Origin of the sequence: Microbacterium sp. zg-Y1090, from assembly GCF_030246945.1 — a bacterium.
Classification (GTDB): Bacteria; Actinomycetota; Actinomycetes; order Actinomycetales; family Microbacteriaceae; genus Microbacterium; species Microbacterium wangruii.
Map to the genome: position 1 here is coordinate 1,655,197 of NZ_CP126742.1, position 25,920 is coordinate 1,681,116.

Consider the following 25,920-nt stretch of genomic DNA (forward strand, 5'->3'; position numbering starts at 1 on the left):
ATTCTCCCAGACGATCACCGACCCGCAGGTGTCGGGCGGACCTATCGTGGACAACATGACCGACGAACAGAGCGCGGACATCCGCGAGATCCCCTTCCGCACCGCCGACGGTGAGGAGAAGACCCTCTCAGATCTCGGCGATGGCCCCTTCCTCGTCGTCAACGTCGCGTCGAAATGCGGTCTCGCGCCGCAGTACGAACAGCTGGAGGAGCTGCAGCGCACCTATGGCGACCGCGGCCTGACGGTCGTCGGTTTCCCCAGCAACCAGTTCATGGGGCAGGAGCCCGGCTCGATGGAGGAGATCCTCGAGTACTGCTCCACCACATGGGGTGTCACCTTCCCCGTGCAGGAGAAGATCCATGTCAACGGCCGCCACGCCGCTCCGCTCTACAAGGCGCTGAAGAAGGCGCGCAACGTCGAGGGCGCCCGCGGTCCGGTGATGTGGAACTTCGAGAAGTTCCTGGTGGCCCCGAACGGCACCGTGCACCGCTTCCGCCCCCAGACCAAGCCCGACGCCCCTGAGGTCATCGCCGCCATCGAGGGCGCGCTGGCCGGCTGACCCCGACCGCGTCCGCCCGGCGTGCGAAGGGCCTCACCGCGATGATGCGGCGAGGCCCTTCGTCTGTGCGGATGCGTCAGGCGGCGGGGACGGCGTCGCCGCGCTCGGCCCACACCTGGCGGGCGATCTGCGCGAATGCCTCTGCCGGCTGCGCGCCGCTCACGCCGTACTTGCCGTCGATGACGAAGAACGGCACGCCCGTGATGCCGTACGCCTGCGCCTGCTGCTGGTCGGCGCGCACGTCGGCGAGATACTGCGAGCTCTCGAGCGCGGCGCGGGCGGCCTCCACGTCGAGACCGGCGTCGGCGGCCAGCTGCACGAGGTCGTCGATGCGACCCACGTGGCGGCCTTCGGTGAAGTACGCGGACATCAGGCGCTCGGCCATCTCGTGCTGGCGGCCGTGGGCCTTGGCGAAGTGCAGCAGCTCGTGCGCCTTCACCGTGTTGGTGTGCTTGAGCAGATCGAAGCGGTACTCCAGACCGGCTTCGGCGGCGACGCCGGTCACCCGCTGGAGCATCTCCTCGACCTGGTCGCGCGGCATTCCCTTGTGCCCCGCGAGGAACTCGATCTCGTCACCGTCGAAGTCCACGGGGGTGTCGGGCGAGAGCTCGTACGAGTGGTAGGTCACCTCGACGACGGGCGCGTCGTCGTCGGCGGATGCCGCCGCCAGCCCGTTCTCGAGGTTGCGCTTGCCGATGTAGCACCAGGGGCAGGCGATGTCACTCCACACGTCGATCTTGATGGCATCCGTCATACCGGTGGCCAACGCGACACGGATGAGGCCTATTCCCGTGCGTTCATACGTTCGGTGTGTCGACGGCTCCGCCGAACCGTCGGTCGCGGTCGAGGTAGATGCCGATCGCGCGCCAGAGGTCGGCTCGTGAGAAATCCGGCCACAGCGTGTCGAGGAACACCATTTCCGCATACGCGGCCTGCCAGAGCAGGAAGTTGGACGTGCGCTGCTCGCCGCTCGAGCGCAGGAACAGGTCGACGTCGGGCATCTCGGGCACGTACAGGTGCGAGCGGATCAGCTTCTCACTGACCGCCGACGGTTTGATGCGCTTCGCAGCGACGTCGTCGGCGATCGCGCGCACGGCATCCACGATCTCCACGCGGCCGCCGTAGTTCACGCACATGGTGAGGGTGAGCACGTCGTTGCCGGCGGTGAGCTGCTCGGCGTACTGCAGTTCCTTGATCACCGAGCTCCAGAGCCGCGGCTTGCGCCCGGCCCAGCGCACCCGCACGCCCCACTCGTTCAGCTGGTCGCGGCGGCGGTGCAGCACGTCGCGGTTGTAGCCCATGAGAAAGCGCACCTCCTCGGGCGAGCGCGCCCAGTTCTCGGTGGAGAACGCGTAGACCGAGAGGTGCTTCACCCCGGCCTGGATGGCGCCGGCGACGACGTCGAGCAGCACCTCCTCGCCGGCTTTGTGCCCCTCGATGCGGGTGAGACCGCGACGGTTCGCCCAGCGGCCGTTGCCGTCCATGACGATCGCGACATGATTCGGCACCGCGCCGGGAGGGAACGCCGGCGGGTACTGCTGCGTCCAATCGAGGGGGCGGTACGGCACCGCGTCGCGGTGGGTATAGGGCTTCGGCGTCACCGGTGGGCTCCCGCTCTCGGGGTGGACGGTCTCGGAGTGTGGTCGGACGAGACGTGTGAGAGGGAGCGGATGCCGCGCTCGAGGTGCCACTGCGCGTAGGCGGCCACAAGGCCCGAGGCGGCGCTGGCGCTGCCGGGGGCTGCGGCATCCACCACGTCCCACTCCCCCGACAGCAGAGCGCGCAGCTGCGCTCCGGTCTCCGGGTGCACGCGGGCCGACCCCGCCGGGGCGCAGGCGGCGCAGACCATGCCGCCCAGCTGGGCGACGAACCGCTCGTGGGGGCCCTCGGCACCGCACCGCGCGCAGGCGTGCAGGCTCGGCGCCCAGCCCGAGAGGGCCATCACACGCAGCAGGTAGGAGTCGAGCACGGCGCGCGACGAGTGCTCGGCGCGCGAGAGCGCACGCAGGCCGCCGACCAGCAGCAGGTACTGCTGCGGCGTCGTCTCGGCCTCGTTCAGCCGGTCGGCGGTCTCGACCATCGCGCTCGCGGCGGTGTAGCGATCATAGTCGGCGGCGATCTCGGCGCCGTACGATCCGAGCGACTCCGCCTGCTGCACGATGTCGAGGGAGCGGCCCTGGTACAGCTGCACGTCGGCGACCATGAACGGCTCCAGGCGCGCCCCGAAGCGCGACGAGGTGCGCCGCACCCCCTTCGCGACGGCGCGCAGCTTGCCGTGGCGACGACTGAGCATCGTCACGATGCGGTCGGCTTCACCCAGCTTGTGGGTGCGCAGAACCACGACCTCGTCGCGATAGGTGGGCACCCTCCCATTATCGGTCGCCTGCGCGCCGTATCGCGCGGCGGCGCGACGACCGGGAGAATGTAGCGGTGCCCGAACCCACCTTCGTCATCCCCCTCTGGGCCGATCTGCTCGCCGTGGGGCTCGGCGGCGTGCAGGGGGCGCTGTTCGCCGCCGGATTCACCGGTCGACGTCTCGATCTGCTGGGCGTGGCGATCATCGGCATCGTGATGGGCATGGGCGGCGGCCTCATCCGCGACCTGCTGCTGAACACCACGCCGGTGACGCTGCAGAGCAACTGGTATCTGCTCACGGCGATGGGGGCGGCCCTCGTGGGCATGCTGCTGTCCGGCATCTTCCAGCGGCTCAACAACGTGATCATCGCTCTGGATGCCGTCGTGATCGGGCTGTTCGGCGCCTTCGGCACGAGCAAGGCGCTGGCTCTGGGGCTCCCGATGGTGCCCGCGGTGTTCATCGGGGTCTGCTCGGCGGTGGGCGGCGGCATCCTGCGCGACGTGATCATGGGGCTGCCCGTGGCGATCATGCACGTCGGGTCCCTCTACGCCGTGGCGGCGGCCGTCGGCTGCTTCGCCCTCGCGGGTCTGGAGGCGCTCGGGGTGACGCTGACGGTGGCGGCGGTGGTGAGCGTCGTGGTCACCGCGGTCATCCGGCTGCTCGCCGTGATCTTCGACATCTCGCTGCCCGAGCAGCGGCGGCTGCATCGCCGCAAGGTCGCCGTGGAGACGAGCGCCATCCCGGTCGTCTCCCCAGAGCCGCCCCGCCGCCCGTGGCTGCGCCGGCCCCGCCCCCGCCCTCGCCCCCATCGGTGAGACGAATGCTGACGGCCGAGACGGCGGGTGATACCCACGGTCTCGGCCGTCAGTATTCGTTTCAGCGCGCGGTGCCGCCTTCGGGGGCCCGGCGGGGTTGCGGGTCAGACGGCGGCGAGCTCCGCGGAGCGGGTGCGGGTGCGGATCGCGCGGTTCACGCACGACACGATCGCCTTGAGGCTCGCGGTCGAGATGTCGCCGTCGATGCCGACGCCCCAGAGCCGCTCGCCGTCGACCTGCAGTTCGACGTAGGCAGCCGCCTGAGCGTCGCCGCCGGCGCTGAGCGTGTGCTCGACGTAGTCGTACAGCGAGATGTCGAAGCCTCGCCCGCCCAGCACCGACAGGAACGCCGCAATCGGTCCGTTGCCGGTGCCGGTGAGGTCTTCCGCGGCATCCCCGTCGCGCAGCGTCACGTCGAGTGTCACGTCGCCGGACATGTCGCTCTGCGTGCGGGTGGCGAGCAGCTCGAACCGGCCCCACTTGGCGTCGTCGGCCGCAGCGGGCAGATACTCGTCGGTGAAGATGTCCCAGATCTGATCGCTGGTCACCTCGCCGCCCTCGGCATCCGTCTTCGCCTGCACGACCCCCGAGAACTCGATCTGCAGCTTGCGCGGCAGGTCGAGGGAATGGTCCGAGCGCAGCAGATACGCGACGCCGCCCTTGCCCGACTGCGAGTTGACGCGGATGACCGCCTCGTACGAGCGGCCGAGGTCCTTCGGATCGATGGGCAGGTACGGAACGGCCCACTCGATCTCGTCGACCGAGACACCGGATGCCGCAGCGCGGGCTTCCATCGCCTCGAAGCCCTTCTTGATGGCGTCCTGGTGCGATCCGCTGAACGCGGTGAACACCAGGTCGCCGGCCCACGGGCTGCGCTCCGGAACGGGCAGCTGGTTGCAGTACTCGGCCGTGCGCTTGACCTGGTCGATGTCGCTGAAGTCGATCTGCGGATCGATGCCCTGGGTGAGCATGTTGATCCCCAGCGCGACGAGATCGACATTGCCGGTGCGCTCGCCGTTGCCGAACAGGCATCCCTCGATGCGGTCGGCGCCCGCCATGTAGCCGAGCTCGGCTGCGGCGATGGCCGTGCCCCGGTCGTTGTGCGGGTGCAGCGACAGGATCACGTTCTCGCGGTGCGCCAGCCGGCGGCTCATCCACTCGATCGAGTCGGCGTAGACGTTCGGCGTCGCCATCTCGACCGTCGCGGGAAGGTTGATGATCACCTTGCGCTCGGGCGTCGGCTCGAACACCTCGATCACCTGGTTGCAGATGTCAACGGCGAACTCGAGCTCGGTGCCGGTGTAGCTCTCGGGCGAGTACTCGTAGAACACCGCCGTCTCGGGAATGCGCTTCTCGAACTCGCGGCACAGCCGCGCCCCCTCGAGCGCGATGTCGATGATGCCCTGCTTGTCACTGCGGAAGACGACCTCGCGCTGCAGCACGCTCGTGGAGTTGTACAGGTGCACGATGGCCTGCTTCGCCCCGGCGATCGCCTCGTAGGTGCGCGCGATCAGGTGCTCGCGCGCCTGGGTCAGCACCTGGATGGTGACGTCGTCCGGGATCAGATCCTCTTCGATCAGCTGACGCACGAAGTCGAAGTCGGTCTGGCTGGCCGAGGGGAACCCGACCTCGATCTCCTTGTACCCCATGCCCACGAGCAGCTCGAACATGATGCGCTTGCGTTCGGGGCTCATCGGGTCGATGAGTGCCTGGTTGCCATCACGCAGATCGACGGCGCACCAGCGGGGCGCCGTCGTGATGCGCTTGTCGGGCCAGGTGCGGTCGGGCAGGTCCACGCGCAACTGCTCGTGGTACGGACGGTACTTGTGCACCGGCATGCCGGAGGGCTTCTGGGTGTTGTCCATGATGCTGTCGCTACTACTCTCGTCGAATGATGCGGGCCGACGACAAGCTCCGCGACGAGGGAGGCCCTAGAACGAGGTCTCGTCGCGGCGACTAAGAAGGAGAAGCCGGCCGAAGCGCATGGGCCCAATGTACACCCGTGCCGACGAGCGGGAGAACTCTGAGACGATCGCGCCGGCGGCGACACTCCACGGGCATGACCCCACGACGTCTCATCTTCGGACCCGCCATCGTCGTCTTCGCGGTGATGTCGGCCTCGGGCTGCGCCACCCCTTCGCCCTCGGCGGCTTCACCGGATGCGCCGGTCGGGCACGCGCTCGGGTCACTGTGGCCGGGGGCTCCGGAGGGCGAGGTGATCGGCCAGGGCACGGTCATGGACATCGCCGGGAGTGCCGAGCTGTGCCTCGGGGGCGTCATGGAGTCGTGGCCACCGCAATGCAACGGCATGCCTCTGAAGAGCTGGAGCTGGGAGGGCGTGGAGGGCTGGGATTCGCAGGGCGAGACCCGGTGGGGCACGTACGCGGTGCAGGGCACGTTCGACGGCGCGGAGCTGACGGTGACGCAGCCGCCGATCATGCTCGCGCTCTACGACCCGATGGCGGCGGACGACCCGACCGGCGGTCGCCCAGGCACGGCGAGCGAGGCGGAGCTCAGCGACATGCAGGAGCGCGTTGCGGAGGTCCTCGGTGAGGCGTACCTCGGGTCGTATCCCGAGAACGGACGCCTGGTGGTGGAGGTGCTGTGGGACGACGGCACGTGGCAGGATGCCGCGGACGCCGATTTCGGCCCCGACAAACTCCTCATCCGCTCCGCGTTGCAGCCGCTCGACTGACCTCCCAGCCCTGCACCAGGACCAGCGGCACCGGGCCCTCCGTCAGGGGACGAGGGCCAGCTTGCCGCCGGGGTGCCCGGACAGCAGAACCTGCAGCGCGTCGTGCAGTCGCTCTAGGGGGAAGACGCCCGCGATCGGCACCTCGAGCTCCCCCGCCCCGGCCAGGGCGATGAGCTCGGCCCGTACGCCGTCACGGTAGGCGGCGCTCGCCGGCATCCCGCCGCCGATGCGACGGATGCCGAGGCGCTCCGCCGCGTCGGTCGCGGCGATCGTCACGACGCGGGACGGATCGGCGACGACCTCGAGGGAGACCTGCAGGGCCTCGTCGGTCCCCGCTGCGTCGAGCGCGGCGACCACGGGGGCGTGGTTCGCAGCATCCCGCACCCGATCCAGCAGGCCTTCGCCGTACGCCACCGGCACCCCGCCGTAGCGACGCACCCGTTCGAACGACCCCGGTGACGCCGTCGCGATCACGCGCACGCCGAGCCGCCGCGCCAGTTGCAGCACCGCCACGCCCACGGCGCCGGACCCGCCGTGCAGCAGCACGGTCTCCCCCGGCGATGCGCCCGTCACGTGCAGCAGCTCGGATGCCGTCGTCCCCGCCAGCAGCAGGTTCGCCGCCTCCGGGTGCGTCAGCGACGCGGGCTTGGCGAACACCTTGTCGGCGGGGACCGTGAGTTCGGTCCCGTATCCGCCCGTGACGCGGAAGGCCAGCACCTCGTCGCCCACCGCGGCGGTGCCCGAGGCGATCTGCGTGCCCGGTCCGATCGCCGTCAGCACGCCGGAGACCTCGTACCCGATCGGGACGGGCAGGGACAGGCCGGGGCGCTCGACGGCCACGTGCTTCACATCGGCCGGGTTCATCCCCGCCGCCGCCATCTTGATCGTGACTTCGCCGTGGAGGGGTGCGGGGACCTCGACGTCGGCGAGCTCCCAGCCCTCCGGTCCGCCCCAGCGCGGCGCCTCCCAGCGGCGGGCCATCAGAACCCGAGGCGGCCGAGCTGCTTCGGGTCGCGCTGCCACTCCTTGGCGACGCGCACGTGCAGCTTGAGGAACACCCGTGTGCCGATCAGCGGTTCGATCTGGGCGCGAGCGCGGGCTCCGACATCGCTCAGCCGCGAACCGCGGTGCCCGATGATGATCGCCTTCTGGCTGTCCCGCTCGACCACGATGCTCGCGAAGATGTCGGTGAGGTCGCTGTCCTCGCGCGGGGCGATGTCGTCGACGGTCACGGCGATGGAGTGCGGCAGCTCGTCGCGCACACCCTCCAACGCCGCCTCGCGGATGATCTCGGCGATGCGGTCCTCGAGCGACTCGTCGGTGACGACGCCCTCCTCGTAGAGCGCGGGGCCGGTCGGCATGAGCGAGAGCAGCTCGTCGGAGAGCACGTCGAGCTGGTCGTCGGTGACGGCGGAGAGCGGGATGACGGCGTGCCAGTCCTCGCGCAGCGCGTCGACCTCGATCAGCCGCTCGGTGATCTGCTGGCGGCTGCCGGCATCGGTCTTCGTGACGATGGCGACCTTCTTGGCCCGCGGATACTTCGACAGCGACTCGGCGATGCGGCGGTCGCCCGGACCCACCTTCTCGGTGGCGGGCACGCAGAACGCGATCACGTCGACGTCGCCGAGCACCTGCTCGACGAGGTCGTTGAGACGCTCGCCGAGCAGGGTGCGCGGACGATGGATGCCGGGGGTGTCCACGATCACGAGCTGGCCGCCGGGGCGGTTCAGGATGCCGCGGATCGCGCGCCGCGTCGTCTGCGGCTTGTCACTGGTGATCGCGACCTTCTCGCCGACAAGGGCGTTGGTGAGCGTCGACTTGCCCACATTGGGGCGTCCCACGAAGGTGACGAAGCCGGAGCGCTGGACGTTCTCGTCGATGTGAAGCTCTCAATTCTGCATATGGATCTGCTGCCCCTTGATCAAGGGGTAATCCACCAGTGTAGTTGCGTCGAGATCCTCCTTGTGCATGTCGACGCCCGTGACCTGGCTGTTCTCGTAGGTCGTGTAGTAGTAGATGCCCTTGTCGGTGTTGCAGCACGACGAGTAGATCGTGATCTCGAACTTGCCCGGCTCCACCTCCACCAGGCCACGCTGCTGCGCGACGGAGCCGAGGATCTGGAAGAACTGGCTGATCGATTCCGATTCGGAATCGCCGGACTGCGAGTTCATCTTCGTGAAGACCGCCTTCACGAAGCGGGATGCCGACGACAGGTCGCCGGGCAGGCCGATCGCCCCCATCCCCCGGCTGTAGACGTCGAAGTCGAGCTCGGGAGCGAAGGTGTTCTCCGGGGGGTTCTTCGTCAGATGCATGAAGTTGTTGAGGTTGAAGGACTGGATGTCGAAGGTGGGATTGTTGGTCATGATCCCGTAGGGGTTGTCGTGCACCTTCAGCCCCTCCTTGACGCTCTCGACGGTGATCGAGCCGTCCCTGTCACTGATGATCCAGTGCAGGGGTGACGGCGGGAACTCCGCGCTGAACGCGGCATCGGTCACGACCAGGTCCGCGAGCGCGGCCCGCACCTCGGTGACGCTCTCGAACTGCCCCAGCACCCAGGGGATGAACTCGAACGACGCGACGTTCGTCTTCGCCGGGTCTTCCTGCTTGTAGTCGGCGTTTCCGGGGAAGTTGAGCCCCGCCATGCTGAGGCCCTTCTCATTCGTCGCGTCGTAATACAGCGGGTAGCCGTCGGCGATGGTCGCCATGCCGATGATCGCGTGGTGCGTCGCGAGCGTCGGCACCTTGCGGAACTCGAAGGGGAAGTTGCGGGGCGTGATCGTCACGGTCTCGTGGTACGAGAACTCCAGATCCAGATTGCGCCCGAAGTAGTGGTCCTTGGTCGTGTAGTTGGCTCCTGTGCACATGTGATGACCTCCGATGTCACGGTGTCCGGCTCGCCCGGTCCACGCAACAGTAGGGGGGCCACCCGCGATGCGCTACGGGTCCCGCTGATCGCTACGCGCGGCGGTCGTCGGTGTCGCCTCGGCGCGACACCCGCACCTCGCCGGTGCGCGCGGGGCGCGTGATCTCGCCCGTGCGCGGCGCCCGATCGGCGGTGTCCTCGGCGTCGTCGGGTGAGGCGGCGCGCTCCACGAAGACCGTCGCCAGTCCCCTGCCCCGGCCGCGGGAGGCGCCGCCGGTGAGGACGAGACCGTGGGTTTCGGCGGTGACGCCGGGCATCGGGATGCGTCCGAGCGCCTTGCCGAGGAGCCCGCCGATCGAGTCCACCTCGTCATCCTCGAGCTCCATGCCGAACAGCTCGCCCACCTCGTCGAGGCCCAGGCGGGCGCTGACCCGGAAACGCCCGTCGCCGAGATCGACGACCTCGGCGGCACGCGCGTCGTACTCGTCCGCGATCTCCCCGACCAGCTCCTCGATCAGGTCCTCCAGGGTCACCAGTCCCGAGACCCCCCCGTACTCGTCGACGACGAGGCAGACGTGCACGGCATCCCGCTTCATCTGCTGCAGAAGCGTCTCGGCCTTCATCGACTCCGGCACGAAGACCGCCTTGCGTGCGATGCGGTTGACCGGGGCGTTGCGCCACGCGCTCTCGTCCCGGAACGCGAACTGCACGAGGTCCTTCAGGTAGAGCACGCCCACCACGTCATCGGCCTCGTCGTCGACGACGGGAAGCCGGGAGACCCCGCGGTCCAGGAACAGTTTCATGGCTTCGTGCGTCGGCGTGCCGGCCTCCACCGACACCATGTCGGTGCGGGGCACCATGACGGCGCGCACGAACGTGTCGGTGAAGTCGAAGACCGAGTGGATGAGGTCGCGGTCGTCCTCTTCGATGAGGTCCTGCGACGCGGCCTCGTCGACCATGCTGAGCAGCTGCTCCTCGGAGGCGAACGACGCGTTGCGGTTGAGGCCGGGGGTGAACCGGTTCCCGAGGATCACCAGCAGGTGGGCGAGCGGACCCAGCACGATGCGGGCGCCGCGCACCAGGGGGGCGGCGCTGCGCAGCAGCCCTTCGGCGTGTTGACGACCGACGGCGCGCGGGCTCGCACCGACGAGCACGAACGACACCACCGTCATCAGCAGCGCCGCCGCCAGCAGCGCCCACCAGATGTTGTCGAACGCGAGCATGAAGGCCGCCGTCACCAGCACGGCGGCGGTGGTCTCGGCGAGGATGCGGATGAACACCACCGCGTTGTTGTGCGCGTCGGGATCGTCGGCGATGCGGCGCAGCGCCGTGCGGGAGCGGGCGGTCACGGCCAGCTCCGCCAGGCCCTGGCGCGAGGTCACCGACAGCGCCGCGTCGAGGGCGGCCATGAGACCCCCGAGTGCCACCAGCAGCGCCGCACCGACCAGCAGCAGGACCTCGGTCACGGGCGGGGTCGACGACGCTCAGCGGCGGCGAAGTCGAGGATGAGCTGCTTCTGCAGCCCGAACATCTCCCGCTCCTCCTCCGGCTCGGCGTGGTCGAAGCCCAGCAGGTGCAGCAGACCGTGCGTCGTGAGCATGATCAGCTCATCGAGGGTGGAATGCTGTGCGACGAGCGCCTGAGCCTCGGCCACCTGCGGGCACAGCACGATGTCGCCCAGCAGGCCCGCGGGGGTGGGCATGTCCTCGGTGCCGGGCCGGAGCTCGTCCATCGGGAAGCTCAGCACGTCGGTGGGGCCGGGCTCGTCCATCCACTGCACGTGCAGCGCCTCCATGGCGCCCTCATCCACGAGCAGGATCGCCACGTCGGCGTCGGGGCTGACGTGCAGCTCCGCCAGGTTGTGCTCCATGAGCCGCAGGAGCACGGTCTCGTCGACGGGGACGCCCGACTCGTTGTTGATCTCGATCGTCATGAACGTCCTCGTTTGGGCAGGTGGTCGCGGGGTCCGGCGGGGCGCGGCTTGCCGCGTCGCTCGGCCCGGTTGGCGAGTTCGGACGCCTCGTCGCGTTCACGGCGGTGGGCCAGGCGCTGCTCGTCGTACTCGCTGTAGGCGTCGACGATGCGCCCCACCAGGGTGTGGCGCACCACGTCGTCGCTGGTGAGGCGCGCGAAGTGGATGTCGTCGATGTCCTTCAGCACCCGGGTCACCAGACGCAGCCCCGACGAGCCCTGCGGCAGGTCGACCTGCGTGATGTCGCCGGTGACCACCATGCGCGTGCCGAAGCCCAAGCGGGTGAGGAACATCTTCATCTGTTCCGGGGTGGTGTTCTGCGCCTCATCGAGCACCACGAAGGAGTCGTTGAGGGTGCGACCGCGCATGTAGGCCAGCGGCGCGACCTCGATGGTGCCGCTCGCCATGAGCTTGGGCACGAGTTCGGGGTCGAGCATCTCGTTGAGGGCGTCGTAGAGCGGCCGCAGATAGGGGTCGATCTTGTCGGTCAGCGAACCGGGGAGGAACCCCAGCCGCTCCCCCGCCTCGACGGCGGGGCGGGTCAGGATGATGCGGGTGACCTCTTTGCGCTGCAGCGCCTGCACGGCCTTGGCCATCGCGAGATAGGTCTTGCCGGTGCCGGCGGGGCCGATGCCGAAGACGATCGTGTTCTCGTCGATCGCGTCGACGTAGGCCTTCTGGCCGGCGGTCTTCGGGCGGATGATCTTGCCACGGGAGGTCAGGATCGCCTCGCCGAGCACCTCGGAGGGACGCAGGCCCTCGTCGCGCATCATGCGGCTGGACGCCGTCACGTCGACCGGGTCGAGCCCTTGCCCCGCACGGGTCATCGAGATGAGCTCGTCCACGAGGGCGCGGGCCGCCGCGACCGCGTCGGCCTCGCCGGACAGGGTGATCTCGTTGCCGCGCACGTGCACGTCGACGCCGGGATGCTCCCGCTCGACCACGCGAAGAAGGCGGTCCTGCGGGCCCAGCAGCTGCACCATGGCCACGCCGTCCGCCCAGATGCGGTCGACCGTCGTGCCCTCGCGCGCCTCGGAATCGTCAGCCACCGAGACCCGCTTCCGAAAGGTCGCCGGCGAGCACATGGGCGTGCACGTGGAAGACCGTCTGCCCGGCGCTGGGACCGGTGTTGAAGACCAGGCGGAAGTCGCCGTCACCGTGCTCGGCGGCCAGGCTCGATGCCAGCCCGACGAGCTCGGCCAGCAGGGCGGGGTCACCGGCGGCGAGTTCCGCGACGTTGCGGTACTCCTCCGTCTTGGGGATGACCAGCAGGTGCACGGGCGCCTGCGGCGCGATGTCGCGGATCGCGAACGCGTTCTCGGTCTCCGCCACGATCTCGGAGGGGATCTCGCCGTTGAGGATGCGTGTGAACACGCTCGGTTCGGTCATGGTCTCCAGTCTACCGAGCCGCGGCATCCCCGCTCCGGTTGCGGCCGGGCGCGTGGGCGACGTCACCAGCGGCCGATGGTGGCGTTGACGAGGGCCAGCGCCGCCGGTCCGGCGGTCGACGTGCGCAGCACCGTGTCGCCCAGTCGCACCAGGGTCGCACCGGCGTCGGCGAGGACCCGCAGCTCCTCGGGGGCGATGCCGCCCTCCGGGCCCACGACCAGCAGCACCTCGGCGTCGTCGGCAGCAGGGCGCCATGCGGTCAGTGCGACGGATGCCGTCGGCTCCAGCACCAGCATCCGCGCGGTCGCCGCGCGAGAGGCCAGCTGCCGGGTGGTGACGAGCTCGGTGACCTCCGGCAGCCACGCGCGGTGCGCCTGCTTCGCAGCCTCCCGGGCGATCGTCCCCCAGCGCGCACGTCCCTTCTCGGCCTTGCCGGCATCCCAGCGCGACACGCTGCGCGTGGCCTGCCACGGCATCACCTCGTCGACCCCGAGCTCGGTGGCGGCCTGCACGGCGAGCTCGTCCCGGTCGCCCTTCGCGAGCGCCTGCACGAGACCCACCCTCATCGCGGGAGCGGGTACCTCGGTGCGCTCGGTCACCTCGATGACCACCTCACGCGGCGACACCGATGCGCAGGCACCCGTGAGCCAGGCGCCTCGGCCGTCGCCGAGCGTGACGATCTCCCCTACGCGCACGCGGCGCACCGCTGCGGCGTGGTGGGCCTCGGCGCCTGTCAGCGTGATGCGGTCGCCGGGTCCGGCGGCGCCGGCCGCCGCGTCGACGAAGTGCAGCGCCATGTCAGCCCCGGAAGCGGTCGCGGAGCTTCGAGAACAGACCCTGGTGGAACTCGGCCAGCCGCGGTGCGGGAGCCTTGGTGCGCTTGGCGAAGTCCTCGATGAGCGCGCGTTCCTTGGCGTCGAGCCGGGTGGGGGTGACCACCTGCACGCCGACCCTGAGGTCGCCCCGCTGCGAGCCCCGTAGCGGCGTGATGCCGCGGCCCTTGATGGTCAGCACGTCGCCGGACTGCACGCCGGGACGGACCTCCAGTTCGACCGGCCCGTCGAGGGACTCGATCGTGGTGCTGGTGCCGAGGATGGCATCCGGCATCGACACCTCGAGGGTCGCGAGCAGATCGTCGCCGTCGCGGCTGAACGCCTCGTGCGCAGCCACCGTGACCTCGATGTACAGGTCGCCGTTGGGGCCGCCGGCCGGTCCGACCTCACCGGAGCCGGGCAGCTGCAGTCGCAGGCCGGTCTCGACGCCGGCAGGGATGTCGAGCGACACCGTGCGGCGGGCGCGCACCCGCCCCTGGCCCTGGCAGGTCGTGCAGGGGAAGGGGATGGTGGTGCCGTACCCCTGGCACACGTTGCACGGCTGCGAGGTGACGACGTTGCCGAGAAGGCTCCGCACGGTGCGCTGCACATGGCCGGTGCCGTGACAGATGTCGCACGTGGCGGGCTGGGTTCCGGGCTGGCAGCACGAGCCCGAGCAGGTCTCGCACAGGACGGCCGTGTCGACCTCGATGTCGCGGTGCACGCCGAAGATGACGTCGCCGAGCTGCAGCGTGACGCGCACCAGCGCGTCCTGGCCGCGCTCGCGGCGTGAGCGGGGCCGTCCGCCCCGACCACCGCCGCCGCCCGCGGCGCCGAAGAACGTCTCGAAGATGTCGCCGAAGTTGCTGAACCCGCCGCCGGCGCCGGCGAACGCGTTGTCGCCGCCCATGTCGTAGCGGGCACGCTGGTCGGGGTCGCTCAGCACGTCATACGCATGGGTGACCAGCTTGAAGCGCTCCGAGGCGTCGGCACCCGGGTTGACGTCGGGGTGCAGCTCGCGCGCCAGGCGACGATACGCCTTCTTGATCTCGTCGGGAGTCGCGTCACGCGACACGCCGAGTACGTCGTAGTGGTCAGCCACATTCGCCTTTCGTGCCGCGCGGACGCGGCGTCGGAACCGTCAGCGGTTGCTCTCGTCTTCTTCGAGCAGCCGGTTCAGATAGTGGGCGACGGCGCGGACGGCCGCCAGGTTCGAGGAGTAGTCCATGCGGGTGGGGCCCAGCAGTCCCAGTCTCGCGCGCGAGCCGGTCACGTCGTACTCGCCGGTGATGACGGATGCCTCCGCCAGCCCGAACGGCTCGTTCTCGCGCCCGATGCTCGCGGCGAGCCCCTGGTCGTCGGCGACCATCTCGGACATGAGCTTCAGCAGCGTGACCTGCTCCTCGATCGCCTCGAGGAGCGGGTAGATGCTGCCGCGGAAGTCCTGCTCGCGACGGGCGAGTGTGGCGCTGCCCGCGAGCACCAGGCGATCCTGCCGGAACTCCTCGAGCTCTTCGGCCACCACGCCCGCGATCGCGCGCACGGCGCGGTCGAACGCGTCGGGCTGGGCGGGCGCGGCCAGCAGGTCGGCCACCGCCTGCGCGCCGTCGCGCACGCTGCTTCCGGTGAGGAGCTCCGCCAGACGCGCGCGCACCCGCGTCATGCCGTCCTCCCCCAGATCGGTGGGAACCGACGCGATGCGCTGCGACACACGCCCGATGTCGGTGACGACGATCACGATGACCCGGCCGCCGCCGAGGTCGACCAGCTCGAGATGGGAGACGTGCGCCCGCGCGAACGACGGGTACTGCACGATCGCGACCTGCCCGGTGAGCCGCGTGAGGGCGCGCACCGTGCGCGCGAGGAGGTCGTCCAGATCGCCGGCGCCGTCGAGGAAGGATCCGATCGCGGTGCGCTGGGCGGGAGTGAGGGGGCGCAGCTGGGCGAGGTGGTCGACGAAGACGCGGTACCCCTTGTCGGTCGGCACACGCCCCGACGAGGTGTGCGGCGCGACGATGAGCTCCTCATCCTCCAGCTGGGCCATGTCGTTGCGGATCGTCGCCGCGGAGACGCCGAAAGCGTGCCGGTCGACGATCGCCTTGCTGCCGACGGGTTCGTTGGTGTCCACATAGTCCTGGACGATCGCCCGCAGCACCTGCAATCCGCGTTCGCTGACCATGTCACTCCCTCCCCGTTGGCACTCTTCTCTCGCGAGTGCCAATTCTACCGCGGTGAGGTCGTTGCTCGCGTCAGGCGGTGAGGGCGCGCACGACCGCGTCGGCCAGCAGCCGACCGCGGCGGGTGAGCACGAGGGTTCCGTGCACGGCCGCGGCCCCGTCGACGAGGCCGTCCGCGATGAGCCCGGCGACCGCGCCGCGGCCGGCGGGGGTGACCTCGGCCAGCGCGAGGCCCTCACGGATGCGCGAGCGCAGCAGCACGTCCTCCAGCCGGCGGGATGCCGCGTCGGGGCGTTCCCGCCCGGCGGCGGGCGACTCTCCGGCGGCGAGGCGCTGCGCGTAGGCGGCGGGGTGCTTCACGTTCCACCAGCGCAGACCGGCGACATGACTGTGCGCGCCCGGACCGTAGCCCCACCAGTCGGTGCCGCGCCAGTAGGCGAGGTTGTGCCGCGAGCGGTGGGACTCGTCCCGCGCCCAGTTGGACACCTCGTACCACTCGAAGCCGGCAGCGGCGAGCGTCTCGTCGGCGAGCTCGTACATGTCGGCCTGCAGGTCGTCGTCGGGCGCGGGCACCTCGCCGCGACGGATCTGACGATGCAGCTTCGTCCCCTCCTCGACGATGAGGGCGTAGGCCGAGATGTGGTCGGGAGCGAGGCCGACCGCGGTCTCCAGCGATCGCTCCCAATCGGCGAGGGTCTCCCCCGGCGCGCCGTAGATGAGGTCGACGCTGACATCGAGTCCCGCCTCGCGCGCTGCGGCGACGGCGGTGGCCACGTTGTCGGGGTCGTGCGTGCGGTCCAGCGCCGCCAGCACGTGCGCGACGGCCGACTGCATGCCGATGGACAGCCGGGTGACGCCCGCCCGCGCGAGCTCTGCCACACCGGCGGGGGTCACGGTGTCGGGATTCGCCTCGACGGTGACCTCTGCCCCGTCGGCGATGCCGAACGTGTCGCGCACGCCGTCGAGCATGCGCGCCAGGTCGCCCGACGGCAGCAGCGTGGGCGTCCCACCGCCGAAGAACACCGTCTGCGCGGGGCGCAGCGGACCCGCGGCCGCGAGCACACCGCGCGACAGGGAGATCTCGTGCAGCAGCGTGTCGGCGTACTGATCCTGTCTCGCCCCGCGCAGCTCACCCGCTGTGTAGGTGTTGAAGTCGCAGTAGCCGCAGCGCACACGACAGAACGGGACGTGCAGGTAGACGCCGAAGTCGGTCCCGGCATCCGTCTGGAGGTCGGCGGGCAGAGCGCCGTCGGCCGGCGCGGGCTCACCCACGGGCAGAACGGAGGGCATCAGGATCCGGTGGTGTACAACGGCGAGATCGCGCGCAGGTAGCCGAGGAACAGCTCGCGGCGGCGGCGGCGCACGAGCGGCGGCATCAGACGGTACAGCGCGGCGGTCGGGGCATCGAAGGCGCGCACGGTGAACCAGACCTCGTCGTTCTCGCGCCACTCGACCATGAACGATTCCTCGCCGCTGACGACGGAGCCTCCGACGGTGCCCAGGGCGAACCCGACGCGGCGGGCCTCCTCGACGCAGAAGATCACGCGCAGCTCGGCGTCGGCCCGATGCCCGCGGATGCGGCCGTGCACGCGCACCGTCGTCCCCGCGCCCACGTAGGGGGTGCCGTCGGCGTCGTAGCGCTGCTCGGCCTCACGCCGGCTCGGCGCGACAGGGGTTCCCTCGGCGTCGAACGCGACACCCGCGTAGCCCGGCCCGGACGCGGGCCGCACATCGGTCAGCTGCAGGCCGGCGCCACGCTGCGCGCCCCACGACAGCAGCGCGTCGCCGGCGGAGCGGAATCGCGCTTCGCCGCTGCCGATGCGCCACGACTCATGGGCGGGGATGCTGCGCTCCGGCGGGTACTGCAACAGGTCGGACGCCTGCGTCGCCCCGACGGCGGCGTAGTCGACCGTCTCATCCCTGAAGGTCCCGCGGCGCATGTCTCCAGCCTACTTCGTGCGTGTGTGCCCGACGGCGGCCAGGCTACTTCTTGCCGTCGACGTCGCCCGACAGCGCGGCGATGAACGCCTCCTGGGGCACCTCGACGCGTCCGACCATCTTCATGCGCTTCTTGCCCTCCTTCTGCTTCTCGAGCAGCTTGCGCTTTCGGGTGATGTCGCCGCCGTAGCACTTGGCGAGCACGTCCTTGCGGATGGCGCGGATGTTCTCTCGTGCGATGATGCGCGCGCCGATGGCCGCCTGGATGGGCACCTCGAACTGCTGACGCGGGATCAGCTTGCGCAGCCGCTCGGTCATCAGTGTGCCGTAGGCGTAGGCCTTCTCACGGTGAACGATCGAGCTGAAGGCATCCACCTTCTCGCCCTGCAGCAGAATGTCGACCTTGACGAGATCGGCGGTCTGCGACCCTGCCGGCTCGTAGTCCAGGCTGGCATAGCCCTGCGTGCGGCTCTTCAGATGGTCGAAGAAGTCGAACACGATCTCGCCGAGCGGCATGTTGTACCGCAGCTCGACACGGTCCTCGCTGAGGTAGTCCATGCCCAGCAGCGTGCCGCGGCGCCCCTGGCAGAGCTCCATGACCGTTCCGACGTAATCCTTGGGCAGCAGGATGCCGACCTTGACGACGGGCTCGGACACTTCGGCGACCCGCCCGTCGGGGTACTCGCTGGGGTTGGTGACCGTGATGGTCTCACCGGTGTCGGTCAGCACCTCGTAGGTCACCGACGGGGCGGTGGTGATGAGGTCGAGCCCGAACTCGCGCGAGAGGCGCTCGGTGATGATCTCGAGGTGCAGCAGCCCGAGGAACCCGCAGCGGAAGCCGAAGCCCAGGGCGACCGACGTCTCGGGCTCGTACTGCAGGGAGGCGTCGGACAGCTTCAGCTTGTCCAGTGCTTCCCGCAGCTCGGCGTAGTCGCTGCCGTCGATCGGGTAGATGCCGGAGAACACCATCGGCTTCGGATCGGTGTAGCCCGGCAGCGCCTCGGTGGCGGGCTTGCGGTGGGTGGTGATCGTGTCGCCGACCTTCGACTGGCGCACGTCCTTCACACCCGTGATCAGGTAGCCCACCTCGCCCACACCCAGGCCCTTGGTCGGCACCGGCTCGGGGTTGGAGACGCCGATCTCGAGCAGCTCGTGCGTCGCCCTCGTCGACATCATCTGGATGCGCTCACGCGGCTCCAGCTTGCCGTCGATCATGCGCACGTACGTCACGACGCCGCGGTAGGAGTCGTAGACCGAGTCGAAGATCATCGCCCGGGCCGGCGCGTCGGGGTCGCCGACGGGCGCGGGGATGTCGCGGACGATGCGGTCGAGAAGCTCCTCGACGCCCACACCGGTCTTGCCGCTGACGCGCAGCACGTCTTCGGGGTTGCCGCCGATGAGGCCTGCGAGCTCGGCCGCGAACTTGTCGGGGTCGGCGGCAGGCAGGTCGATCTTGTTCAGCACCGGGATGATGTGCAGATCGTTCTCGAGGGCCAGGTACAGGTTCGCCAGGGTCTGCGCCTCGATGCCCTGTGCGGCATCCACGAGCAGGATCGCCCCCTCGCAGGCGGCGAGGGACCGGCTGACCTCGTAGGTGAAGTCGACGTGCCCCGGGGTGTCGATCATGTTCAGCGCGAACGTGTCGCCGCCCGCAGCCCAGGGCATGCGCACGGCCTGCGACTTGATCGTGATGCCGCGCTCGCGCTCGATGTCCATGCGGTCGAGGTACTGGGCGCGCATGTCGCGGTCCGACACCACGCCGGTGATCTGCAGCATGCGGTCGGCCAGCGTGGACTTGCCGTGGTCGATGTGGGCGATGATGCAGAAGTTGCGGATCTGCGCGGGCGGCGTGGCAGCGGGCGCGAGCGGCGTGAGGGCACGGGGTGACATGTCGCGTCGAGTCTACCGGGGTGGGTGGTGACTCGCGGGCGCGCCGCGAGCAGAGGCGCGGGCGCGGGCTCACGTCGCCTGGGCGCGCGATGGTAGGGGCTCGCGGTGGCGACACGCCAGGCGCCGTCAGATGAGAACAAGTTAACCCGGATGTCGCCGATCTGACACCGGGAATGAGCCCTTCGCTCAGTAGCGTGGCCCAGGTCTGCGCGATTCCCCCACGCGCCCGACCCATCACAGGAGATCGATCGTGACGCAACGCCCTCTTCCCGATTCCGCGCGCCGGGCGCTGCGGCGGCCGCTGGCCGCCCTCACCGTGGCCGCGACCGTCGCCGCAGGCATCGCCTTCGCGCCTGCCGCGCACGCTGCCGTGAGCGTCGACGCCCCCGTCGTCATCGCGGAGGTGTACGGCGGCGGCGGCAACTCCGGTGGCGCGTACCAGCGGGACTTCATCGAGCTCGCCAACCGTTCCGGTGCGGCGGTGGACCTCTCCGGCTACAGCGTGCAGTACGCCTCGGCCACCGGCGGCACCTGGCAGGTCACGGCCCTCACCGGACAGGTGCTTCCCGCCGGCGGCCGGCTGCTGATCGGCCAGGCCACCGGAACCGACACGACCCAGCCGGCGTTCGAAGCCGACGTCAACGGATCCATCCCCCTCAGCGGCAGCCAGGGCAAGGTCGCCCTGGTGTCCTCCCTCACCCCGCTCTCCGGCGCGAACAGCCTGGTCGATCTCCCCCAGGTCGTCGACTTCGTCGGCTGGGGCGGCGCCACGCACTTCGCCGGCAGCGCAGCCGCACCGGGAACCACGAACGCGCAGAGCGTGAGCCGCGACGAAGCGGCCACCCACACCGCGGACAACGCCGCGGACTTCGCCGCAGGTGCGCCGACCCCGCAGGGACTCGGCACCGGCGGCGGCGACCCGGAGCCCGAGCCGGAGCCGGAGCCGGAGCCCACCGTCGTCGCGATCGCAGACATCCAGGGAGCGCAGGCGGAGTCCCCGCTCGTCGGCCGCACCGTCACGACGACGGGCGTGGTCACCGCGCACTACCCGACCGGCGGTTTCGGCGGCTACGTCATCCAGACCCCGGGAACCGGCGGTGCCCTCGACCTCGCCTCCCACAGGGCATCCGACGCCGTCTTCGTCCGCGCACCCGAGGCCGTGTCGGAGGTCGCCCTCGGCGACACCGTCGACGTCACCGGCGTCGTCGGCGAGTACCAGGGCCTCACCCAGCTGAGCGTCTCCCCCGGTGACGCGGCCGTGGTGGCTCCTGCCGCCCCGCCCGTGCCCGCCACCGTCGGCTGGCCCGCCGACCCCGCCCAGCGCGAGGCGCTCGAGTCGATGCTGGTCGCCCCGCAGGGACCGTTCACGGTCACCAACACGTACTCGACCAACCAGTACGGAGAGGTGGGGCTCGCCGCCGGCGACGCCCCGCTGCGCCAGCCGACCGACGTCGCCCGCCCCGGCAGCCCCGAGGCCGCCGCCATCGCCGCCGACAACGCCGCGCGCGCCGTCACACTCGACGACGGCACGAGCATCAACTTCCTGAGCGCCGCCAACAGCGCACTGACCCCCGCCTACGTCTCGCTCGGCGAGCCGATCGTCGTGGGCGGAGGCGTGGAGTTCAGCGAGCCGGTCATCGTCGACTTCCGCAACGGCTCCTGGAAGCTCAACCCCATCGTGCCGCTGACGGCCGACGGCTCCGGGGCCGACGGGATCCTCTTCACCAGCCCTCGCACCGCGGCGCCGGAAGACGTGGGGGGCGACCTGTCGATCGCGTCGTTCAACGTGCTCAACTACTTCACCACCCTCGGCACCGACACCCCCTCGTGCGTCGCCTACACCGACCGCTTCGGCGACGGCGTGACGGTGCGCCAGGGCTGCGATCAGCGCGGCGCGTGGGACGCACAGGACCTGCAGCGCCAGCAGGACAAGATCGTCGCGGCGATCGAGCAGCTCGATGCCGACGTCGTGGGCCTCATGGAGATCGAGAACTCCGCCGCCCTCGGCGAAGAGGCCGACGAAGCCACTGCGACCCTCGTGGACGCGCTCAACGCCGCGTCGGAGCAGGAGAAGTGGGCGTACATCGCGTCCTCCGAGGACCTGCCCGACCTGTCGCAGCAGGATGTCATCACCAACGCGATCATCTACCAGCCCGCGGCCGTCTCACCCGTGGGCGCTGCGATGGCGCTGGGCGACCAGAGCGGCGCGGACCAGGCGTTCGGCAACGCCCGTGAGCCCATCGCGCAGGTGTTCGAGCCCTCCGACGGCGGCGAGCCGTTCCTGTTCGTCGTGAACCACTTCAAGTCCAAGGGCTCCCCCGGTCCGTGGCCGGGCGACGCCGACACCGGCGACGGACAGGGCGCATCGAACGAATCCCGCGTGCGCCAGGCGACCGCGCTGCGCGACTGGGTCGCCGACGTGCAGGGCGACGTGGATGCCGTCGCGCTCGTGGGCGATTTCAACTCCTACGGCGCGGAGGACCCGCTGCAGGTGCTGTACGAGGCCGGTTTCGCCGGCGCAGAGGCCGCGTTCGACGTGGCCACGCAGTCCTACAGCTTCTCCGGTCTGTCCGGCTCGCTCGATCATGTGCTGCTCAACGACGCCGCTCTCGGCCGCGCCACCGGCGCGGACATCTGGAACATCAACTCCGGCGAAGCCCTCGCCCTGGAGTACAGCCGGTTCCGCTCCCACGGCACCGAGTTCTACGCGCCCGACGTCTACCGCTCCAGCGACCACGACCCGATCAAGGTGGGTCTGAGCGCCGAGGCGGCCCCGACGGTGCTGACGCTGCTCGGGATCAACGACTTCCACGGCCGCATCGACGCCAACACGGTGAAGTTCGCCGGCACCGTCGAGCAGCTGCGCGAGGGCGCGGCCGGTGACGTGCTGTTCCTCTCGGCGGGCGACAACATCGGCGCATCGCTGTTCGCCTCCTCTGTGGCCCGCGATCAGCCGACCATCGACGTGCTGAACGCGCTCGACCTGGCATCCAGCGCCGTCGGCAACCACGAGTTCGACCGCGGTTACGACGACCTCGCCGGTCGCGTCAGCGACGCCTTCGACGCGCCGCAGCTGGGCGCGAACGTCTACCTGGTGGGCACCGACACCCCGGCCCTGCCGGAGTACTCGCTGCACGAGCTCGACGGGCTCACGGTCGGCGTCATCGGCACCGTGACCGAGGAGACCGCGGCGCTGGTCTCCCCCGCCGGCATCGCCGACCTCGAATTCGGTGACCCCGTCGAGGCGGTCAACCGCGTCGCCGCCGAGCTGAGCGACGGCGACCCCGCCAACGGCGAGGCCGACGTACTCGTGGCGCTGTACCACGAGGGTGCCGGCGCGGGCACTCCCGAGGGCGCGACCCTCGAAGAGGAACTCGCCGGCGGCGGCGCCTTCGCCTCGATCGTGAACGACACCGCCGCTGAGGTCGACGCGATCTTCACCGGTCACACGCACAAGGAGTACGCGTGGTCGGCCGCCATCCCCGGCACCGATCGCACGCGCCCCATCGTGCAGACAGGTTCGTACGGTGCACGCATCGGCGCGATCACCCTCACGGTCGACGCCGAGACCGGCGAGGTCGCTGCGCACACCGAGCGCAACGTCGAGCGGACCACCACCGACGACGCCACCCTGATCGCGCAGTACCCGCGTGTGGCGGAGGTCGCCGAGATCACCCGCGCGGCCCTGGCGGCCGCCGCCGAGATCGGCAACACGGGCGTCGGCGAGGTCGCAGCCGACATCACCACCGCGTTCTCCGGCGGATCGTTCGTCGACGGCGTGTGGACCGGCGGCACCCGCGATGACCGGGCATCGGAATCGACGCTCGGCAACACCGTCGCGAACATGCTGCGCGACTCGCTCGCCGACCTGCCGAACGGCGCCGTCATCGGCGTCACCAACCCGGGCGGGCTGCGGGCGGACCTCTGGGACACGCAGGCGGAGTTCGGTGCCGCCGCGGTTCCGGGACTGCCCGACGGCACGGTGTCGTTCTCGCAGGCCAACGCGGTGCTGCCGTTCAACAACACGCTGGGTCTGGTGACACTGACGGGCGAGCAGTTCATCACGATGCTCGAGCAGCAGTGGCAGCGCGACGCCGACAACGAGATCCCTTCGCGCCCGTACCTGCAGCTGGGTCTCTCGGACAACGTGTCGTACACCTTCGACCCCGCCCTTCCCGAAGGAGAGCGCATCACCTCGGTGACGGTCGACGGTCAGCCCATCGATCCTGCGGCCGAGTACCGCATCGGCACGTTCTCGTTCCTGGCCAGCGGCGGTGACAACTTCCGGGCCTTCACAGAGGGCACCGGCTACGTCGACACCGGCCTGCTCGACTACGAGGCGTGGGTCGACTACATCGCCGACAACTCGCCGCTCGCGCCCTCGTACGCCAAGCAGGCAGTGCAGGTCAGCGGGGTGCCCGAGACGGTCGAGCCCGGTGCTCAGGTGCAGTTCGCCGTCGCGGGGCTCAACCTCACCAGCCGCGGCGCCCCCGAGAACACCACGCTGACGGTCGCGCTCGGCGACACGGTGCTGGGCGAGGTGCCGGTCACCGCGGGAGCCGCGACGGTCGCCGTCACCCTGCCCGCGGGCCTTCCCGCAGGCGCGGCGACGCTGACCCTCACCGCGCAGCCCTCCGGCACCGTCGTGAGCGTCCCGCTGGACGTGGCACCCGCCGTCGTCCAGGCGAAGACGTCGACGCAGCTCATCCCGCTGCTGCCGGTGCACATCAACCGGTTCCTGCCCACGACGCTGCTGGCGTACGTGCAGCAGGACGGCGCGCGCGCGAACGGCGTCGTCGAGTTCCGCGAGGGCGGCGCAGACGGCGCGCTCGTGGGCACAGCCACGGTGCGCAGCGGGCTGGCGAGCCTGCGTCTGGGGAACCTCAGCCGCGGCATCCACACCTATACGGCGGTGTTCGTCCCCTCCGACGCCGCAACGGTCGCCGGCTCTGCCAGCGCTCCGGTCAAGGTGCGGGTGATCGGCTGATCTGCTGAGAAGCCGTGAGGTCGGCCGGTGGGAGGCGTTCGCGCCCCACCGGCCGACTGCTCTTCTAGGGTGGGACGATGACGGTGCAGGTGGTGCTCGTGCACGGCATCCGCACGTCCGCGACCATGTGGCGCGCGCAGGTGGCGTTCCTCGCGGAGCACGGCATTCCGGCACTCGCCCTGGATCTGCCGGGCCATGGCACGCGCATGGCGGAGACGTTCACCCTCGAGGGTGCGTTCGCCACGATCGACCGCGCGGTGCGCGATGCCGCCACACGCGGGCCGGTGCTGCTGGTGGGCCACTCCATGGGCGGGCTGCTGTGCACCGAATACGTCGGTGGTGAGCGGCGCCCGCCGGTGGCGGGCTTCATCGGGGCGTCGTGCACGTCGATCCCCCGCGGTGTCGGCCTGGCCGCGTACCGCCTCATCGCGCGCGGGTTCGACGCGCTCCCCGGGCACGGGCTGTGGTTCACCCAGCAGATGCTCGCGCGCACGCTCCCGCCGGAGACGCGCGCGGATTTCGGTGCCGGCGGTTACGCCTTCAGCGCCCAGGACGTGGCCCTGCGGAGCCTGTCGGTGCTCGACCTGCTGGCATCGCTGCGCCGGATCGACGTGCCGACCTGGTTCGTCAACGGGCAGTACGACCAGCTGCGCGTGAACGAGCGCCTCTTCACGCAGCTCGTGCCGGACGCCGAGCTCATCGTCGTGCCGCGCACCACGCATCTGGTCACGGCGATGCGGCCTGCTGTGTTCGACGCGGTGCTGCAGCTCGCTGTGGCGACACTCGAGCGGGATGCCGCCGCGTCGGGGCCAATGGGCTGAACCTGCTAGACTCTGTAGTCGGCTTGCGTGTGGGTTTCCTCCTCACACGACCGCCGGGGGCACCCCTCTACTGCCGCTCGGCACTTCCTATCACTCCGAACGAAAGATACGTCGACGTGGCGAACATCAAGTCGCAGATCAAGCGCAACAAGACCAACGAGAAGGCGCGCGAGCGCAACAAGGCCGTCAAGAGCGAGCTCCGCACCGAGGTGCGTCGCACCCGCGAGGCCATCGCAGCCGGCGACAAGGCCGCCGCTGAGAAGGCTCTCGTGAAGGCGGCCAAGAAGCTCGACAAGGCCGTCAGCAAGGGTGTCATCCACGCGAACCAGGCAGCGAACCGCAAGTCGGCCATCGCCAAGAAGGTCGCTTCGCTCTGACGCGCAGCCGAACGTCACGGCCCGTCCCCTCGTGGGGCGGGCCGTTTTCGTTTCCGGGGTGACGCCGCCGCGGTGCCGCGCCGGGCTGCGCCGGCGTATGGCTGCGGTGCCGCGTGTCGCCAGGCCCGGGCTGCTCGAGTGTCGCGAATGGCGGGTGACCGCGTCGCAAAAGCGCCATTCGCGACACCGGAGCCGCTCACCGCGCCTGCGGGGCACGCGTGCCCGTCGGCGACGCACCGCGGCGCGAACACGGGGCCTGAGCGGCGCGA

General features: G+C 70.2%; 23 protein-coding genes. 6 read left to right on the forward strand and 17 right to left on the reverse strand.

Annotated features, from left to right (window positions below; all coding sequences use genetic code 11):
* The first annotated feature begins 55 nt into the window (after positions 1–55).
* On the forward strand, positions 56–559 hold the full coding sequence (locus QNO26_RS07810) for a glutathione peroxidase (protein WP_257530788.1): 504 nt from the start codon (positions 56–58) through the stop codon (positions 557–559).
* A gap of 76 nt (positions 560–635) precedes the next feature.
* Here the strand turns inward: QNO26_RS07810 and QNO26_RS07815 are convergent, their stop codons facing one another.
* The 3 genes from QNO26_RS07815 to recO are packed head-to-tail and all read right to left on the reverse strand — an operon-like array spanning position 636 to position 2,924.
* Positions 636–1,313: a DsbA family oxidoreductase gene (locus QNO26_RS07815; RefSeq protein ID WP_257530786.1), complete on the reverse strand. Its 678-nt coding sequence runs from the start codon at positions 1,311–1,313 to the stop codon at positions 636–638.
* Between the two features lie 43 nt (positions 1,314–1,356).
* Positions 1,357–2,160 (reverse strand): isoprenyl transferase, encoded by an 804-nt coding sequence (locus QNO26_RS07820; protein ID WP_257530784.1) that lies wholly within the window; start codon positions 2,158–2,160, stop codon positions 1,357–1,359.
* Positions 2,157–2,924: a DNA repair protein RecO gene (recO, locus tag QNO26_RS07825; RefSeq protein WP_257530782.1), complete on the reverse strand. Its 768-nt coding sequence runs from the start codon at positions 2,922–2,924 to the stop codon at positions 2,157–2,159. Before recO ends, QNO26_RS07820 begins: the two co-directional genes overlap by 4 nt.
* Before the next feature lie 65 nt (positions 2,925–2,989).
* On the opposite strand from recO, the gene QNO26_RS07830 reads away from it, so the two are divergent.
* On the forward strand, positions 2,990–3,730 hold the full coding sequence (locus QNO26_RS07830; RefSeq protein WP_257530780.1) for a trimeric intracellular cation channel family protein: 741 nt from the start codon (positions 2,990–2,992) through the stop codon (positions 3,728–3,730).
* 104 nt (positions 3,731–3,834) lie between these two features.
* On the opposite strand, the gene leuA is transcribed toward QNO26_RS07830, so the two are convergent.
* Positions 3,835–5,595 carry a 2-isopropylmalate synthase gene (leuA, locus tag QNO26_RS07835; RefSeq protein ID WP_257530778.1) on the reverse strand — a complete coding sequence of 587 codons (1,761 nt, stop codon included), beginning with the start codon at positions 5,593–5,595 and terminating at the stop codon, positions 3,835–3,837.
* Between the two features lie 194 nt (positions 5,596–5,789).
* Here leuA and QNO26_RS07840 point away from each other — a divergent pair, with 194 nt between their 5' ends.
* On the forward strand, positions 5,790–6,425 hold the full coding sequence (locus QNO26_RS07840; RefSeq protein ID WP_257530776.1) for a hypothetical protein: 636 nt from the start codon (positions 5,790–5,792) through the stop codon (positions 6,423–6,425).
* A 42-nt stretch (positions 6,426–6,467) separates the two neighbouring features.
* Here QNO26_RS07840 and QNO26_RS07845 read toward each other — a convergent pair whose 3' ends face one another.
* The 13 genes from QNO26_RS07845 to lepA form a co-directional block, all read right to left on the reverse strand.
* Entirely contained in the window at positions 6,468–7,406 is a 939-nt protein-coding gene (locus tag QNO26_RS07845; protein ID WP_257530774.1) for an NADP-dependent oxidoreductase, read from the reverse strand.
* A complete protein-coding gene (gene era, locus QNO26_RS07850; protein WP_257531715.1) occupies positions 7,406–8,305 on the reverse strand; it encodes a GTPase Era in 900 nt (299 codons plus the stop codon). Before era ends, QNO26_RS07845 begins: the two co-directional genes overlap by 1 nt.
* A gap of 9 nt (positions 8,306–8,314) precedes the next feature.
* Complete coding sequence (bsh, locus tag QNO26_RS07855; RefSeq protein WP_257530772.1) at positions 8,315–9,289, reverse strand: choloylglycine hydrolase; 975 nt, start codon at positions 9,287–9,289, stop codon at positions 8,315–8,317.
* Between the two features lie 91 nt (positions 9,290–9,380).
* Positions 9,381–10,754 carry a hemolysin family protein gene (locus QNO26_RS07860; protein ID WP_257530769.1) on the reverse strand — a complete coding sequence of 458 codons (1,374 nt, stop codon included), beginning with the start codon at positions 10,752–10,754 and terminating at the stop codon, positions 9,381–9,383.
* Complete coding sequence (gene ybeY / locus QNO26_RS07865; RefSeq protein WP_257530766.1) at positions 10,751–11,221, reverse strand: rRNA maturation RNase YbeY; 471 nt, start codon at positions 11,219–11,221, stop codon at positions 10,751–10,753. The genes QNO26_RS07860 and ybeY overlap by 4 nt, the downstream gene beginning before the upstream one ends.
* On the reverse strand, positions 11,218–12,243 hold the full coding sequence (locus QNO26_RS07870; RefSeq protein ID WP_257531712.1) for a PhoH family protein: 1,026 nt from the start codon (positions 12,241–12,243) through the stop codon (positions 11,218–11,220). The genes ybeY and QNO26_RS07870 overlap by 4 nt, the downstream gene beginning before the upstream one ends.
* Positions 12,244–12,301: 58 nt before the next feature.
* A complete protein-coding gene (locus QNO26_RS07875; protein WP_257530764.1) occupies positions 12,302–12,649 on the reverse strand; it encodes a histidine triad nucleotide-binding protein in 348 nt (115 codons plus the stop codon).
* A 62-nt stretch (positions 12,650–12,711) separates the two neighbouring features.
* Positions 12,712–13,446, reverse strand: coding sequence for a 16S rRNA (uracil(1498)-N(3))-methyltransferase (locus QNO26_RS07880; protein WP_257530762.1), 735 nt, complete (start codon positions 13,444–13,446; stop codon positions 12,712–12,714).
* A 1-nt stretch (position 13,447) separates the two neighbouring features.
* The gene (gene dnaJ, locus QNO26_RS07885; protein ID WP_257530760.1) at positions 13,448–14,563 is read right to left on the reverse strand and encodes a molecular chaperone DnaJ; all 1,116 of its coding nucleotides are present in this window, start codon (positions 14,561–14,563) and stop codon (positions 13,448–13,450) included.
* 39 nt (positions 14,564–14,602) lie between these two features.
* Positions 14,603–15,640, reverse strand: coding sequence for a heat-inducible transcriptional repressor HrcA (hrcA, locus tag QNO26_RS07890; protein ID WP_257530758.1), 1,038 nt, complete (start codon positions 15,638–15,640; stop codon positions 14,603–14,605).
* Between the two features lie 70 nt (positions 15,641–15,710).
* Complete coding sequence (gene hemW, locus QNO26_RS07895; RefSeq protein ID WP_257530756.1) at positions 15,711–16,928, reverse strand: radical SAM family heme chaperone HemW; 1,218 nt, start codon at positions 16,926–16,928, stop codon at positions 15,711–15,713.
* On the reverse strand, positions 16,928–17,578 hold the full coding sequence (locus tag QNO26_RS07900) for a DUF1990 domain-containing protein (protein ID WP_257530754.1): 651 nt from the start codon (positions 17,576–17,578) through the stop codon (positions 16,928–16,930). The genes hemW and QNO26_RS07900 overlap by 1 nt, the downstream gene beginning before the upstream one ends.
* A gap of 43 nt (positions 17,579–17,621) precedes the next feature.
* Positions 17,622–19,466: a translation elongation factor 4 gene (lepA, locus tag QNO26_RS07905; RefSeq protein WP_257530752.1), complete on the reverse strand. Its 1,845-nt coding sequence runs from the start codon at positions 19,464–19,466 to the stop codon at positions 17,622–17,624.
* Positions 19,467–19,716: 250 nt separating this feature from the next.
* Between lepA and QNO26_RS07910 the strand changes: the two genes are divergently transcribed.
* The 3 genes from QNO26_RS07910 to rpsT all read left to right on the forward strand — a co-directional run bounded on the left by QNO26_RS07910 (position 19,717) and on the right by rpsT (position 25,651).
* The gene (locus QNO26_RS07910) at positions 19,717–24,453 is read left to right on the forward strand and encodes an ExeM/NucH family extracellular endonuclease (protein ID WP_257638390.1); all 4,737 of its coding nucleotides are present in this window, start codon (positions 19,717–19,719) and stop codon (positions 24,451–24,453) included.
* A 77-nt stretch (positions 24,454–24,530) separates the two neighbouring features.
* The gene (locus QNO26_RS07915) at positions 24,531–25,274 is read left to right on the forward strand and encodes an alpha/beta fold hydrolase (protein WP_257530749.1); all 744 of its coding nucleotides are present in this window, start codon (positions 24,531–24,533) and stop codon (positions 25,272–25,274) included.
* A gap of 116 nt (positions 25,275–25,390) precedes the next feature.
* Positions 25,391–25,651 carry a 30S ribosomal protein S20 gene (rpsT, locus tag QNO26_RS07920; protein WP_257530747.1) on the forward strand — a complete coding sequence of 87 codons (261 nt, stop codon included), beginning with the start codon at positions 25,391–25,393 and terminating at the stop codon, positions 25,649–25,651.
* Positions 25,652–25,920 lie beyond the last annotated feature (269 nt).